The sequence below is a fragment of the Agromyces solani genome (assembly GCF_058349925.1).
The window spans coordinates 103,282-116,884 of sequence record NZ_JBYRER010000003.1 but is presented as its reverse complement, the minus strand read 5'-3'; the positions used below and the strand labels follow the sequence as shown (position 1 = coordinate 116,884).

Annotated in this window: 11 protein-coding genes; 5 read left to right on the top strand and 6 right to left on the bottom strand. The window is 73.1% G+C overall.

The genetic code is table 11. The annotated features are described in order from the left end of the window. The first annotated feature begins 342 nt into the window (after positions 1-342). The 4 genes from AC3RJ7_RS13025 to AC3RJ7_RS13010 all read left to right on the top strand — a co-directional run bounded on the left by AC3RJ7_RS13025 (position 343) and on the right by AC3RJ7_RS13010 (position 4,663). Complete coding sequence (locus AC3RJ7_RS13025) at positions 343-1,767, top strand: NtaA/DmoA family FMN-dependent monooxygenase (RefSeq protein WP_491456281.1); 1,425 nt, start codon at positions 343-345, stop codon at positions 1,765-1,767. A gap of 110 nt (positions 1,768-1,877) precedes the next feature. Next, positions 1,878-3,245: an aminotransferase class V-fold PLP-dependent enzyme gene (locus AC3RJ7_RS13020; RefSeq protein ID WP_491456280.1), complete on the top strand. Its 1,368-nt coding sequence runs from the start codon at positions 1,878-1,880 to the stop codon at positions 3,243-3,245. 65 nt (positions 3,246-3,310) lie between these two features. Continuing rightward, a complete protein-coding gene (locus AC3RJ7_RS13015) occupies positions 3,311-4,129 on the top strand; it encodes a hypothetical protein (RefSeq protein ID WP_491456279.1) in 819 nt (272 codons plus the stop codon). A gap of 39 nt (positions 4,130-4,168) precedes the next feature. After that, positions 4,169-4,663, top strand: a complete 495-nt coding sequence (locus AC3RJ7_RS13010; protein ID WP_491456278.1) for an FBP domain-containing protein — start codon at positions 4,169-4,171, stop codon at positions 4,661-4,663. Between the two features lie 161 nt (positions 4,664-4,824). On the opposite strand, the gene AC3RJ7_RS13005 is transcribed toward AC3RJ7_RS13010, so the two are convergent. From AC3RJ7_RS13005 to AC3RJ7_RS12995, 3 genes are all read right to left on the bottom strand, one after another. Then, positions 4,825-6,024 (bottom strand): hypothetical protein, encoded by a 1,200-nt coding sequence (locus tag AC3RJ7_RS13005; RefSeq protein WP_491456277.1) that lies wholly within the window; start codon positions 6,022-6,024, stop codon positions 4,825-4,827. Positions 6,025-6,290: 266 nt separating this feature from the next. Further along, complete coding sequence (locus AC3RJ7_RS13000) at positions 6,291-7,052, bottom strand: SGNH/GDSL hydrolase family protein (protein ID WP_491456276.1); 762 nt, start codon at positions 7,050-7,052, stop codon at positions 6,291-6,293. Positions 7,053-7,133: 81 nt separating this feature from the next. Then, on the bottom strand, positions 7,134-7,322 hold the full coding sequence (locus tag AC3RJ7_RS12995) for a DUF1918 domain-containing protein (protein WP_491456275.1): 189 nt from the start codon (positions 7,320-7,322) through the stop codon (positions 7,134-7,136). 170 nt (positions 7,323-7,492) lie between these two features. On the opposite strand from AC3RJ7_RS12995, the gene AC3RJ7_RS12990 reads away from it, so the two are divergent. Beyond that, entirely contained in the window at positions 7,493-8,866 is a 1,374-nt protein-coding gene (locus AC3RJ7_RS12990; RefSeq protein WP_491456274.1) for a GH1 family beta-glucosidase, read from the top strand. 288 nt (positions 8,867-9,154) lie between these two features. Here AC3RJ7_RS12990 and AC3RJ7_RS12985 read toward each other — a convergent pair whose 3' ends face one another. The 3 genes from AC3RJ7_RS12985 to AC3RJ7_RS12975 form a co-directional block, all read right to left on the bottom strand. Further along, a complete protein-coding gene (locus tag AC3RJ7_RS12985) occupies positions 9,155-10,714 on the bottom strand; it encodes a PucR family transcriptional regulator (protein WP_491456273.1) in 1,560 nt (519 codons plus the stop codon). Positions 10,715-11,067: 353 nt separating this feature from the next. Continuing rightward, complete coding sequence (gene kynU / locus AC3RJ7_RS12980) at positions 11,068-12,435, bottom strand: kynureninase (RefSeq protein ID WP_491456272.1); 1,368 nt, start codon at positions 12,433-12,435, stop codon at positions 11,068-11,070. Positions 12,436-12,610: 175 nt separating this feature from the next. Next, positions 12,611-13,603 carry an amidohydrolase family protein gene (locus AC3RJ7_RS12975; protein ID WP_491456271.1) on the bottom strand — a complete coding sequence of 331 codons (993 nt, stop codon included), beginning with the start codon at positions 13,601-13,603 and terminating at the stop codon, positions 12,611-12,613.

The following is a 13,603-nucleotide window of genomic DNA, read 5'->3' as shown; positions in this document are numbered from 1 at the left end:
ACTCCTGCGAGCGGTGCGGGCTGCCCTCGTGATGGCATCCATCGCACCAGTACAGGATGAGCCGTCCGGCACCCCGGAATGCGAGGGTGCCGAACGGATGGTCCTGTAACAGCTATGTGCTCGGGGCGCCCGCTTCGGCCGCCTGCCCGATGGCGCGGAGTGCGCTGACGACGTCATCGGCGGCGGCCCCGGCGCGGTCCGCCCCGACGGTGGTCGACCGCGCATGCCGACCTCGCCCGCGCGGGTCCCCGTGACCTCGTGTGACACCCGGTTCCCCCGTGTGACGGGCGGGCTCGCGGTGCACCGGCCGCCCTCCCTAGCGTCGGATCCGGGAGGTCGAACATGACACGGCTCATCATCGGCGCCATGGTGCGCGCGATCGGCGCGTACCCGTCGGGCTGGCGCTATCCGGGGGCGCATCGCGACCCGCGGGGGGATGCCGCGGTGCTGCGCCGAGCGGCGGAGGTCGCCGAGCGGGCCCGGCTCGACTACCTCTTCTTCGGCGACTGGCTCGCGACGGGGCACGACCTCGAGTACCGCGACCCGTACCTCGTCGCGCGCGTCGACCCGCTCTCGGCGGTCACCTACCTCGCCGGCGTCACCGAGCGCATCGGACTCATCGCGACGGCGAACACGAGCTACTCCGACCCGTACACGCTCGCGCGGGCGACCGCGTCGCTCGACCTGCTGAGCGCCGGCCGGGCGGGTCTCAACCTCGTCACCGGGGCCGAGCCCCGCGCCGCCGCGAACCACGGGCGAGACTTCCACACCGCCAGCGAGTCGCGCTACGACCGCGCGGTCGAGTTCGAGCACGTGCTGCGCCGCCTGTGGGACTCGTTCGAAGACGACACCATCATCGCGGATGCCGCGTCGGGCGTGTTCCTCGACCCGTCGAAGCTGCACGCGACCGACTTCAACGGACACCACCTGAGCGTGAGCGGCCCGCTCAACGTGACCCGCCCGGTGCAGGGGCATCTGCCGATCGTGCACGCCGGAACGTCGCCTCGCTCGAGGCTGTTCGCCGCCCAGAACGCCGACGTCGCGCTCGTCGCGGTCGGCGACCTCGGCCACGCCGTGCAGGTCCGCGAGGAGCTGCGGGCCCTCGCGTTCGAGTCGGGTCGCGACGACCGCACGCTCAAGGTCATCGCGCCCGTGCTCCCGATCGTCGGCGAGACGCGCGAGCACGCGCAGACGATCGCCGACGAGCTGAGCGAGCTCGTGCAGATCGCCGAGGACTGGCCCGACGGCCCGCCCGCCGCGTTCCCCGCGAACCGGTCGCTCGCGCAGCTGTCGACGCTGCTCGGCGTCGACGTGTCGGGGCTCTCGCCCGACCGCGGGGTCACGCCACTGCTCGTCGCGGAGTTCAGCGAGCTCGGTCAGGAGCTCGTCGAGATCGTCGCCGAACGCACGGGTCGCAGCCCCTCCGGCGAGCGACCGCCGACGCTCAGGCACCTCGTCGTTGCGGCATCGGTGAACGCGTCGATGGTCGTGGGCACGGCCGACGACATCGCGACCGAGTTCGAGGCGTGGGCCGACGCCGGAGCGGTCGACGGGTTCAACGTCCTCTCCGCGATCCAGCCGGCGCAGTTCGAGGCGTTCGCACTGGGGGTCGTGCCCGAACTCCAGCGGCGCGGGGCGTTCCCGACCGAGTACGAGGGCACGACGCTGCGCGAGCACCTCGGGATCGATCGGCCCGCGAACGTCCACCTCTCGGGGGCGCCGCGTCTCGATCGTCCGGTCGATCCCTCGTACGCCTGGATGATCTGACCGAGCCATGTGTCCGAATGTTGCGCGCCGTGACGGCCCGCGACATCGAGGGTTGAGGCGGTCACGGGCGGCTCGTAGCCTCGACCCACCATCGCACCGAGGAGAGTCCAGTGATCGCCACCGACCAGGCCGCCGTCCGCCCCGCGCGCACGTCGGAGGCGGCGAGCATGCTGGCCGGCCCGGAACCCGCGCTTCCCGACGGCTTCGCCCCGCTCGCCCCGCTCGCCGACGCCGGACTCGAGGTGCCCGTGCTCGGCGGCCGCACGGTGCGGCACGTCAACCTCGACGTCGCCGCCTCGGCACCTGCGCTCACCGTCGTCGCCGAGCAGGTCGCCCGCGTGCTGCCGTACTACGCGAGCGTGCACCGCGGCACCGGCTACCCCTCGCAGCAGACCACCGCGCTCGTCGAGAGCGCCCGCGCGACCGTCGCCCGCCACGTCGGCGCCCGTGACGACGACCAGGTCGTCTTCACGCGCAACACGACCGACGCGCTCAACCTGCTCGCCGCCGCGGTGCCCGGCGACACGGTCGTGCTCGACCTCGAGCACCACGCCAACCTCCTCCCGTGGCGCGAGGACGCCCGCCGCGTCGTCGTCGCCCGCCCGACGATCGCCGCGACCCTCGACGCACTCGACGCCGAGCTCGCCCGATGTCCGGCGGCGCTCCTCACCGTGACGGGCGCGTCGAATGTCACGGGCGAGGTGCTGCCGATCGACCGGCTCGCACGGCTCGCTCACGCGCACGGTGCCCGCATCGCCGTCGACGCGGCGCAACTGCTGCCCCACCGCCGGGTCTCGCTCGAGGCATCCGGCATCGACTATCTGGCCTTCTCGGGTCACAAGGCCTACGCGCCGTTCGGCGCCGGGGCCCTCGTGGGTCGCGCCGACTGGCTCGATGCGGCGCCGGCCCATCTCGCGGGCGGCGGCGCCGTCGAGACCGTTCGACTCGACGGCGTCGAATGGAAGCACGGTGCCGCCCGCCACGAGGCCGGCACGCCGAACGTCGTCGGCATCGTCGCGATCGCGCGGGCGCTGACCGAGTTCGAGCGACTCGGCGAGCCGGCCCGGGAGGCGCACGAGCGCGCGCTCACCGACCGCCTGCACGCGGGGCTCGCCGCGCAGCGCGGCATCCGCGTCGTGCGCGGGTTCGACGACATCGACGACCGCCTCGGCATCGCCACGATCGAGCTCGAGCACGGCTCGGTCGGCCTGCTCGCGGCCGCCCTCGGCGCCGAGCACGGCATCTCCGTGCGCGCCGGCCGGTTCTGCGCCCACCCGTTCTTCGACCGGGTCGGCAGCCGCGCGAACGGGCTGCGCGCGAGCCTCGGCGCCGGGTCGACGGCCGATGACGTCGACCGGTTCCTGGCCGCCCTCGCGAAGCTCGTCGCCGACGGGCCGGCGCACGCGTACGACCGCGGACCCGAGGGCTGGCACCCCCTCGTCGACGACCGTCCGCGCCCCGTGTTCGACCTCGCCTGAGCCGCCCGTCAACGGGGGCTGGCCGCGTCGTTCGCCTGGGGCTAGCGTCGGGAGCGGAGGCTCCCGTGACGGGCGACGATGCTGAACTCGAGGGGCGCGCCGACGTGCTTCGGCGCGTCGTCTACGGCACGCCGGGCGGCTACGAGACGGATGCCGCGACCGAACTCGAACGGGTCGAGGCGGAGCTCGCGCGGCGGGCCGAGGAGCGGCGCGCCGAGGCATCCCGCGCGGAGGTCGATGACGCAGCCCCGCGGTCGGGCGCTGGAGTGCCTGCGGTCGTCGCCGGGTCGGTGCCGAACGCCGGCGATCCGGGCGACGCGCCGGACGGCGCGGGCGGTTCCGCTGCGGCGACGGCCGGGTCCGCACGGCGGCGACCGCGATGGCCCGCCGCACTCGCGATCGCGGGCGTGCTCGGCGCGTTCGTCGCGGCAGGAGCCGGCGCGCTCGTCGGGGCGCTCACGCCGCCGCGCGGCCTCGCGGTGTTCGACCGCCCGCAGGAGCCGGAGGACGAGAGCCTCGTCGTCGCCCTCGGCGCCCAGGCCGACACCGTGCGGAAGCTCGACGAGCTGTTCGGTCGCGGGTTCTGGGTGTACCTCAACGGCGCCGACCAGGTCTGCCTCTCGGTGATCCCGATCGGCGGGACGAACCTCGTCGAACGCGGCGAGTGCGCGTCGCGCGAGCGCTTCGCCGAACACGGCATCGCGGTGCAGTACGCGGCGACGGAGCTCGGCGGGCACCGGCCGGGCGGGTCGGGCGAGCGCGACGTCGTCATCGTGTCGTGGCTGCCCGACGCCGAGGGCGTCGAGTGGGAGCTCGTCATGATCGACCCGCCCGAGGACAACCGGATGACGTACGAGGAGTGGTCGTCGGACCGCGGGGAATGAGCCGTTCGTAGACTGGGGGAGTCGCACGAGGGGAGACCGATGCAGCCACTGGTCGAGTCCGAGGTCAAGGCCGCGCTCGGCAACGCCAGCCAGGTGGAGCTCGCCCAGTTGTCGTTGCCGGTGAAGTTCTTCGTGGCCGAGTGGGCGCACCTCGACGCGTTCGCGTGGCGCGACCCGCGCATCGCCGAGCGGGGCTACCTCGTCACGGAACTCGACGGCGAGGTCGCCGGCGTCGTGCTCCGCGCGTCCGCGCGCACGGGCTCCCGCCATCGTGCGGCCGTGTGCAACCTCTGCCACACCCATCAGCCCGGCGATCAGGTTGCGTTGTTCTCGGCGCGGCGCGCGGGCGAGGCGGGTGAGCGCGGCGACAGCGTCGGCACCTACATCTGCAGCGACCTCGCGTGCCAGGAGACGGTGCGGCTCGGCCGCCCCCCGGCACCCTCGGAGGTGCTGCCGAGCGCCCATGAGCTCGAGCGCATCGAGGGACTCGCGCGGCGCACCAAGGCGTTCGTCGCCGACGTGCTCGGCGGGTAGGCCGGCCGAGCCGTCGCGTGGATCGGCGGAGATCGCACGATCGGAGGTCGTTCCGCCCGAACCATCCTCCCGATCGTGCGGACTCCTCCCGCCGGTGCGTCGTTCCGGGGAAACGACGGTGGGCGGCCCCGAAGGACCGCCCACCGTTCGACTGCGTCGGGTTATCGCGCGTTGATCGTGTTCGACTGCACCGAGTACGAGATGTACTTGGTCGTGCCCCAGACCTTCACCGAGACCGACTTGCCCTTCGCCGTCGACGGCACCAGGTAGGTCGACTTCGTCGCACCCGAGACGGCCTTGCCGCCGAGGTACCACTGGTACTTCACCGAGGTCGCCGTGGCGAGCGTGCCGAGCTTCGTCACGCCGACGGTCTTGCCCGCGACCGGGTCCGACGAGAGCAGCGCACGCGACCAGCCGATGTACGTGCCGTCCGCCGTGTGGTGCGTGTTCTTGTAGTTCGTGAGCGAGGCGACCTGCGCCTTGAGCGTGCTGATCTGGCCCTTGAGCGAGGTGACCTCGCTCTGCAGGGCGAGGTTCTTCAGCAGGAGGTCGATGACCTGGTTCTGCACCGGGATCAGGTCCGCCGAGACCTCGGCAAGGTCGGCCTTCACCTCGTCGAGCTGGGCGTTCGCGTCGTCGAGCCGGCCCTGCAGGTCGGCGATCTGCGCGTCCTTCTCGAGGCCGGACGCGGTCAGCGACTCGATCTGGTCGTCGAGCGGCGCGGTCGCGGCGTCGATGTCGGCCTGGTCGAACGCCGTGGCGTCCGCGGTGCCGAGCGGGACGCCGGTGCCGTTGAACGAGAGCGACGTCACCGTGCTCGTGCTCTCGGTCGTCGTGCCCTGGTGGAGGGCGATCGCGCCGACGACGACGTTCGTCCAGCCGGCGCCGCCGCCGTCCTCGAAGAACGAGAGCGGCTGCGGGTCGGCCTGGCTGCCGGGCTGGCCGGCGGTGATCTTGTTCGACCACCACTCGCCGTCCTGGAGGTCGACGTAGGCGCCGGTCTCGGCATCGGCGCCGTTCTGGTAGGCCTCCCACGTGATTCGCGCGTAGGACTTCTGGTCGGACTTCGTGATCAGCTGGAACGCCGGCGCGTACGAGGTGCCCTCGGCGACGGTGTACGCGAGCGACTCGACGTCGGCGATCGGCACGTCGACCTGCCAGCCCATGTCGGCGGCCTTGTAGAACACGAGCCCGTTCGTGACGTTGAGCGGGTTGGGCGAGTCGGCCTCGTCGTACAGCGGGAAGGACGGCTCCTCGGCCGCGTACGCGGCCTGGGCCGAAAGTCCCGTCGCGCCGATGGCGAGCGCGGCGACGGCGGCGGTGGCCGTCCAGCGGGCGACGCGCGTGGTGTTCATCTTCATCGATTCCTCGTTCTGATCGGGTGGGTTCACGAGACGACGCACCCGCCCTCATCGAGGTGGATGCGTCTCGCGCGTGCGTGCTTCACCGCTCAGATGCGTGTCGGGGGCCGCCGTCTCCGCGGGAGTGCCCCTCCATTCATGCACACGAATTCATCGGGCGATCGCCCCGAGGCTGCCCCAATACGGGGGCCATGGTCCGTTTTCGCGGGCTGGGATCTGCCCGTGCGCCGACGGCCGACGAGGCCGCTGCCCCGTCGGCGAAGCGCTCAACTCGGCGCGAGCGCCTCGAGCGTGGCGCGCTTCGCGACCCGCCCGTCGCCCGACGAGCGGCCGGTGAGCCGGCGCCCGATCCACGGCAGCACGAACTCGCGGTAGTACGCGGCCGTGTTGCGGCTGCGCGGTCCGGGCGGCGCAGCCGCGACCTCGGCGACGCCCCACTCGGGCGGCACGGGCACGTCGAGCGCGGTCAGCACGTTCGACGCGACGCGCGCGTGGCCGAGGGCGTTGAGGTGCAGCTTGTCGGGCGACCAGTATCGGATGTCGCGGAGCGCCCGGTCGTTGAAGTTGTCGACGAAGGTCACGCCCTCGAGCGTGCCGAGGTCGACGAGCGCCGCGGTGAGCCGGGCGCCGCGCGCGTCGAAGACCTTGCCCATCGGCAGGTGGTCGGTCGGGTTCGCACCGCTCAGCATGAGCACGTGGATGCCGGCGTCGCGGATGCGGTGGATCGCGTCGCGGAACCTGGCCGCCGTGACCTGCTCGTCCATGCGGGGGCGCAGCATGTCGTTGCCGCCGCCGTTGAAGCTCAGGAGTTCGGGCTTCAGCGCGATCGCGGCCCCGAGCTGCTCGTCGATGATCGGGCCGAGCTTGCGGCCGCGGATCGCGAGGTTCGCGTAGCCGATCGGCTCGCGCGCGTGCTTCGCGAGGCCGAGCGCCACGAAGTCGGCCCAACCGCGCACGCTGCCGTCGGGCAGCTCGTCGCCGACGCCCTCCGTGAAGCTGTCGCCGATCGCCGCATACGAGTGGAACATGTCCTCCACGCTAGCGCGGCGCGAGCGCGAGGCATCCCGCCTGCCGCGACTCGACGGGCGCGGGGATGTCGCGACCGGAGCCTACTCGGATGCGCGTTCGAGCTCGCAGTCGGCACCCGGGTACAGCAGCGTCTCGTGACCGTCGTCGAAGCGCACGAGGTAGGGCGGCCCGCCGTTCTCGCCGCGCACCTCGAGGATCTCGCCGTGCCGGCCGGGCTGGCCGACCTGCTTCCCGTGGATGACGAGACGTTCGCCCACCGTGGCCTGCATCGCAACCCCCTCCGACGGTTACAGGTTACGCCGCAGGCGCGCGGCCGCGGAAGGTCTTCCTCCGGGCGGATTCGCCGGGTAGGGTGTCAGAACTGGGTCAAGCGTCCCAGTTCCTTTCCGGTGGTACTGAGAACAGCGAGGTTCAGATGGATGCTTCGGGCGCACGCGCGGTGGAATCGCCGCGTTTCCCGTCGGGATTCCGGTGGGGCGCGGCGACCGCCGCCTTCCAGATCGAGGGATCTACGACCGCCGACGGGCGCGGCCCGAGCATCTGGGACACCTTCACGGCCGAACCGGGTCGCGTGGTCGACGGTTCGAACGCGCTCGTGGCCGCCGACAGCTACCGGCGCTATCGCGATGACATCGCGCTGCTCGCCGAGCTCGGGGCGACCGACTACCGGTTCTCGATCTCGTGGCCGCGGGTGCAGCCCGGCGGCACGGGGCCGGCGAACGCGGCCGGGCTCGACCACTACGAGCGGTTCGTCGACGCGCTCGCCGAGGCGGGCATCGCGCCCCTCGCGACGCTGTACCACTGGGACCTGCCGCAGCCGCTCGAGGACGCGGGCGGCTGGCTCGTGCGCGACACGGCGTCGAGGTTCGCCGACTACGTCGGGCTTGTGCTCGATCGGCTCGGCGATCGCGTCGGCCGCTGGATCACCCTCAACGAGCCCGCGATGACCACCCTCGAGGGTTACGCGCTCGGCACCCAGGCCCCCGGCCATCAGCTCATGCTCGGCGCCCTGCCGACCGTGCACCACCAGTTGCTCGGGCACGGGCTCGCCGTCGCCGCGATCCGAGCGGCCGCGCCGTCGGCCGAGGTCGGCATCACGAACAACCACACCCTCGTCGTGCCCGCCTCGAGCGAGCCCGCCGACCTCATGGCCGCGGGGGCCTTCGACCTCGTCTACAACCGCATCTTCATCGATCCCGTGCTGACGGGTGCCTACCCCGACCTGTCGGCGTTCGGGCTCGACGCGTTCCCGGGGCTCGAGGCGGGCGATCTCGACGTGATCTCGGCCCCGCTCGACTTCTACGGCGTCAACTCGTACAACCCGACGTACATCGCCGCGCCCGCCGAGGGGTCGGAGTTCGCGCTCGCGGGACTGCCGTTCGAGCCGGTCGCTCCGCTCGAGGGCACGCCGGTGACCGGGTTCGACTGGCCCGTCGTGCCCCAGGCGTTCGCCGAGCTGCTGGTGAGCCTCCACCGCGACTACGGCGACGCGCTGCCGCCCGTCGTCATCACCGAGAACGGCGCATCGTACGTCGACGAGGTCGTGCCCGCCGACGGCGACGGCGGCCGCGCCGTGCGCGACGGCGAGCGCATCGGCTACCTCGACGGGCACCTGCGCGCGGTCGCCGCCGCGATCGAGCAGGGCGTCGACGTGCGGGGCTACTTCGTCTGGTCGCTCATGGACAACTTCGAGTGGGCGCAGGGCTACACCCAGCGGTTCGGGCTCGTGCACGTCGACTTCGAGACGGGTGAGCGCACGCGCAAGGACTCGTTCGCCTGGTACCGCGACCTGATCGCGGCTCAGGCGGGCTGACCCGGCCGCATCGCCGCCGCGCCGCGGCTTCGGAGATCGCCACGATCTCGGACCGAACCACCCGAACGGGTCCGAGCTCGTGGCGATCTCCGGGGCCGTGGCGCGCAGACGGCCTCGTCGGCCGGCGGCGAGTTCGTCTGCGACCCCGAACGTCGAGTGGGCGATCTCGGCGCGCTCGCGAGGCGCGAGCGGGCCACGTTCGGCCCCTCGATCGTGGCGGAGCCTGAGCCGAGCCGCACTCGCCCTGCCCGATCGGGGACGAACCCGAGCCGAGCCTGCGCCCGCCGCCTATTCGACCGCGAGCAGCGCGGCCCAGAGGTCGGCGCGCGCGTGGAAGCCCGAGAGGTCGCGCCCGAGCAGCCGCTCGGCGAGCGCGATGCGGCTGCGCACCGTGTGCCGGTGCACGCCGAGCTCCTGCGCGGTGGCGTCGAACTGGCCGCCGTGCTCGAGCCACGTGCGCGTCGTCTCGACGAGCGTCGTGCCGTTGGCGGCGTCGTGCTCGGTGAGCGGGGCGAGGGTCGCGAGCGCGACCGCCCGGGCATCGGTGCGCGCGAGGAATGCGAGCACGCCCTGCCGGCTGATCTCGTCGAAGTTCACGACCCCGGCGCCGCTCTCGCGTGCCCGGTCGAGCGCCCGCAGGGCCTGTTCGTGCGCTTGCGGCACGCCCGCGTCGGCGACCGGGTCGGACACGCCGACGGGCACTTCGAACTCGGTCGCGAGCTCCTCGGCGAGGGTGGTGTCGGCCTCCTCGACGATGACCACGAACCGCTCGTCGTCGCGTCCGAAGAACAGACGCCCGCCGCGCTCCTCGACGCGCAGTTCGAGCAGCTCGGTGAGGCGGTCGACCTGGGCCGGGGCATCCGTCACGACCACCCGCACCGGGGCCTCGGGGAGCGGCCCCCACATCTCGGCCGACACGCGCTCGGCGAGCGCGGTGTCGCCGTCGAGGATGCCTCGCAGCAGTCCCGATCGCAGGTGGCCGCGTGCCCGGTCGAGGTCGCGGTTCTGTTCGAGCGCGAGCCCGGCGAGGGCGATGACCGAGTTCACGACCTCGCGGCCGGCCGCATCGAGCTCGGCGGAGTCGCCGATCGCGAGCACGCCGCGCAGCGCGCCGCCGCCGCCGAGCGTCTGCAGCGTCATGCGCTGCGGCGCGCCGGTCGACTCGCCGGCGACGAGGGTGCGACTCGCGCGCTGGCCGCGCCGGATCATCGAGCGAGCCTCGCCGACGACCTCGCCGAGGGCCGGCTGGGGGAGTCCGTCGGCGGGGGCCTCGCGATCGAGCGTGCCGGTCGCGTCGATGAGCCCGACCCAGGCGCCGAGCCGGTTCGAGAGCTCGGCGAGGGTCGCCGAGAGCCCGTCCGGCCGCAGCGCGGCGAGCGAGATCGCGCGTTGCGCGGCGAGCGCCCAGGCTTGGCGCGCGTAGGCGTCCTCGGCGATGAGGTCGGCGACGGTACGGGCGATCGCGATGAACGGCACCCGGTACGGCACCTCGAAGAGGGGAAGGCCCTGTGCGGTGCACGCGGCGATGAGCGCCTCGGGCGTGCCGGCGCGGATGACCTCGGTGCCGAAGCCCAGCGCGGCGATGCCGGTCTCGCGCAGCCGCGCGACGTAGGCCTCGGCGAAGCCCGCGTCGCCGGGTTCGTCGCCCACGACGCCCTCCGCGAACTGGGTGCCGGTCGTGAGGAGCACGTGCCCCGCGTCGAGGAACGGGGTCGGGTCGGCGAGGTCGGAGCTGTGCGCCCACACGACCGGGGCGTCGAGCGCGCCGTCGGGCAGCGCCTCGATCGGGGTGAGGAGGCCGAGGCCGAGTTCCGGACGGGCGAGCAGTGTCTGCACGGTCGGCTTCATGCGGTGGCCTCGGGGTCTCGACTCGGCTCCGGCGCCCACACGGCCGCCGGGGTTACCCGACCGGCGCGGTGTACACGCCGGCGAACATCATGCCCCGAGTGTACACATCGGCACCGAGGCATCCGCCTCGTGTGACGCGGGCCGCCGAGCGGTGCGGCGCCGCCGCCGCGAGAGTGCAGTCGTCGCCCGGCCGAGCGGCGGGGAGTGCAGGCTCGATGACGGTGCGGTCGGTACGGCTGGGATGCCTCGGCGCCGAGCCCGCTCCACAGGCAGAAGCGTGCGACACGCCGGCACGATCGGGCTCCGCGCCGGCGTGTGGCCGGAAGTGCCTGTAGCCGGGGCGACCCGACGGGTCAGGTGACCGCGCCGCGGCGCGCGAACCGCGGTTCGCGCCAGGTCCCGCTCGCGAGCACGTCCTCGAGCACGGCGACCGCGTCCCAGACGTCGGCGTGCGACACGTAGAGCGGGGCGAACCCGAACCGCATGAGGTCGGGGGCACGGAAGTCGCCGATCACGCCGCGCTCGATGATCGCCTGCATGACCGCGTAGCCGTCGGCCGCCTCGGGCAGGCCGGATGCCTCGGGCTGCTCGCCGCGCTCGGGCACGTCCGCCGCGTCGACCCCCTGCGCTTCGCGCCGCGCACCGCCGAACCGCAGCGCGACCTGGCTGCCGCGCCGTGCCGACTGCCGCGGGGTGACCACCTCGACGCCCCACGGCGCGAGTCGCGTGTCGACGAGCGAGATGAACAGTTCGGTGAGGCGCAGGCTCTTCTCGCGCAGCAGATCCATATCGACATCGGCCCACACCTCGAGGCTCGCCTCGAGCCCCGCGACCGAGAGCAGCTGCGGCGTGCCGACCCGGAATCGGGTGATGCCGTCGGCCGGCGCGTAGTCGAGGCCGAAATCGAACGGCCGCGCGTGCCCGTGCCAGCCCGTGAGCGCCGGCCGGGCCGCAGCCTGGTGCCGCGCGGCGACCCAGATGAACGACGGCGAGCCCGGTCCGCCGTTGAGGTACTTGTACGTGCAGCCGATCGCGAAGTCGGCGTCGGCGGCACCGAGGTCGACCGGCACGGCGCCGACCGAATGGCAGAGGTCCCACACCATGAGGGCGCCGGCCTGGTGCACGCGCCGGGTGACCTCGCCCATGTCGTACATGCGGCCCGTGCGGTAGTTCACGTGCGTGAGCACGACGACCGCGACGTCGTCGCCGAGCACCGCGTCGAGGTCGGCCTCCTCGTCGATGAGCCGGCGTTCGAGCGGCGCGCCCGCCGCCCCGCCCGCGAGCTCCTGCACGCTCTCGAGGATGTACAGGTCGGTCGGGAAGCTGCCGCGCTCCGACACGATCACCCGCCGCTCGGGCCGCAGCCGCGCGGCCGCGACCGCGGCCTGGAACAGGCTCGCCGAGGTCGAGTCGCCGAGCACGACCTCGCCGGGCGCCCCGCCGATGAGCGGCGCGATGCGGTCGCCGAGCGTGCGCGGCTTGTCGAACCAGCCGGCGTCGTTCCAGCTGCGGATGAGGCCGGTGCCCCACTCCTCGCGGATCACCCGCTCGAGGTGCGCCGGCGTCGACCGGGGCAGCGCGCCGAGCGAGTTGCCGTCGAGGTAGACGACGCCCTCGGGCAGGTCGAATCGCTCGCGGAATGCCGCGAGCGGGTCGGCGGCGTCGAGGGCGGCGCACGTCGCGCGGTCGATCGAGTGCTGGGTTGGTGTCGCGAGGCTCATGGCGCGCTCCGTGGTGATGGTGGTGGTTCGATGGCGGGGTGCGGGTTGTGGTGTCGTGCACCCGAGCGTGCACTTGTCGCCGGGACTCGGGCGACGAGTGCACTTTCGGTGAGACGTTCGGGGTGAGACGTGCGGCGTGCGGGGTGAGACGCGCGGCGTGAGGGCGCCGGGCGGCTCAGCGCCCCAGGAACCGCAGCGCGTTGCCGCGCCGGATCGCCTCGGCCTGGTCGGGCGTGAGGAACCCGGCGCGGTCGACGACCGCCCCGACGGGGCGTTCACCGAGCGGGTAGGGATAGTCGCTGCCGACCATGACCTGGTCGACGCCCAGCGTGTCGACGAGCAGCCGCAGCGCGGCCGGGTCGAACACGACGGAGTCGACGCTGAACCGGTCGAGGTACGCCGACGGCGGCCGCTCGCTGACGCCGATGAGGTCGCGCCGCTGATGCCAGGCGTTCTCGAACCGGCCGAGCCAGAACGCGAACGACCCGCCGCCGTGGGCGAACGCGATGCGCAGTGACGCCGGCACCCGGTCGAAGACGCCGCCGAGGATCATCGCGATGATCGACAGATGGGTCTCGGCGGGCATGCCGGCGAGCCAGCGCGCCATCCAGCGGTCGAGGCGCGGCGAGGTCGGCATGTCCCACGGGTGCACGAAGACGGGGATCCCCTCGGACGCGCAATGCTGCAGGAACGTGACGATGCCCTCGTCGTCGAGGTCGCGGTCGCCGACGTGGTTGCCGATCTCGATGCCTGCGTGCCCGCTCGCGATCGCGCGCGACGCCTCGGCGCACGCGGCGTCGGTGCTCTGCAGCGGCACCTGCGCGAACGGCACGAGCCGGTCGGGCGCCTGCGCGCACAGCTCGAGGGCGAGGTCGTTGAAGATGCGCGCCACCTTCGCGGCCTCGTCGGCCGCCGCCGTGTACGAGAAGAACAGCGGGGTCGGCGAGACGACCTGCAGCTCGACGCCGTCGGCGTCCATGTCGGCGAGGCGCGCCTCGGCGTTCCAGCACCGCTCGTCGACGGCGCGGAACTCGCTCGAGCCGAGCATGATCATCGCCTCGCGCTCGGAGTCCACCCGCAGCGTCGGCCAGACACCGGGCCCGACCTCGGCGGCGAGGTCGGGCCAGGCGTGCGGCACGAAGTGCGTGTGGACGTCGATCGTGCCCAA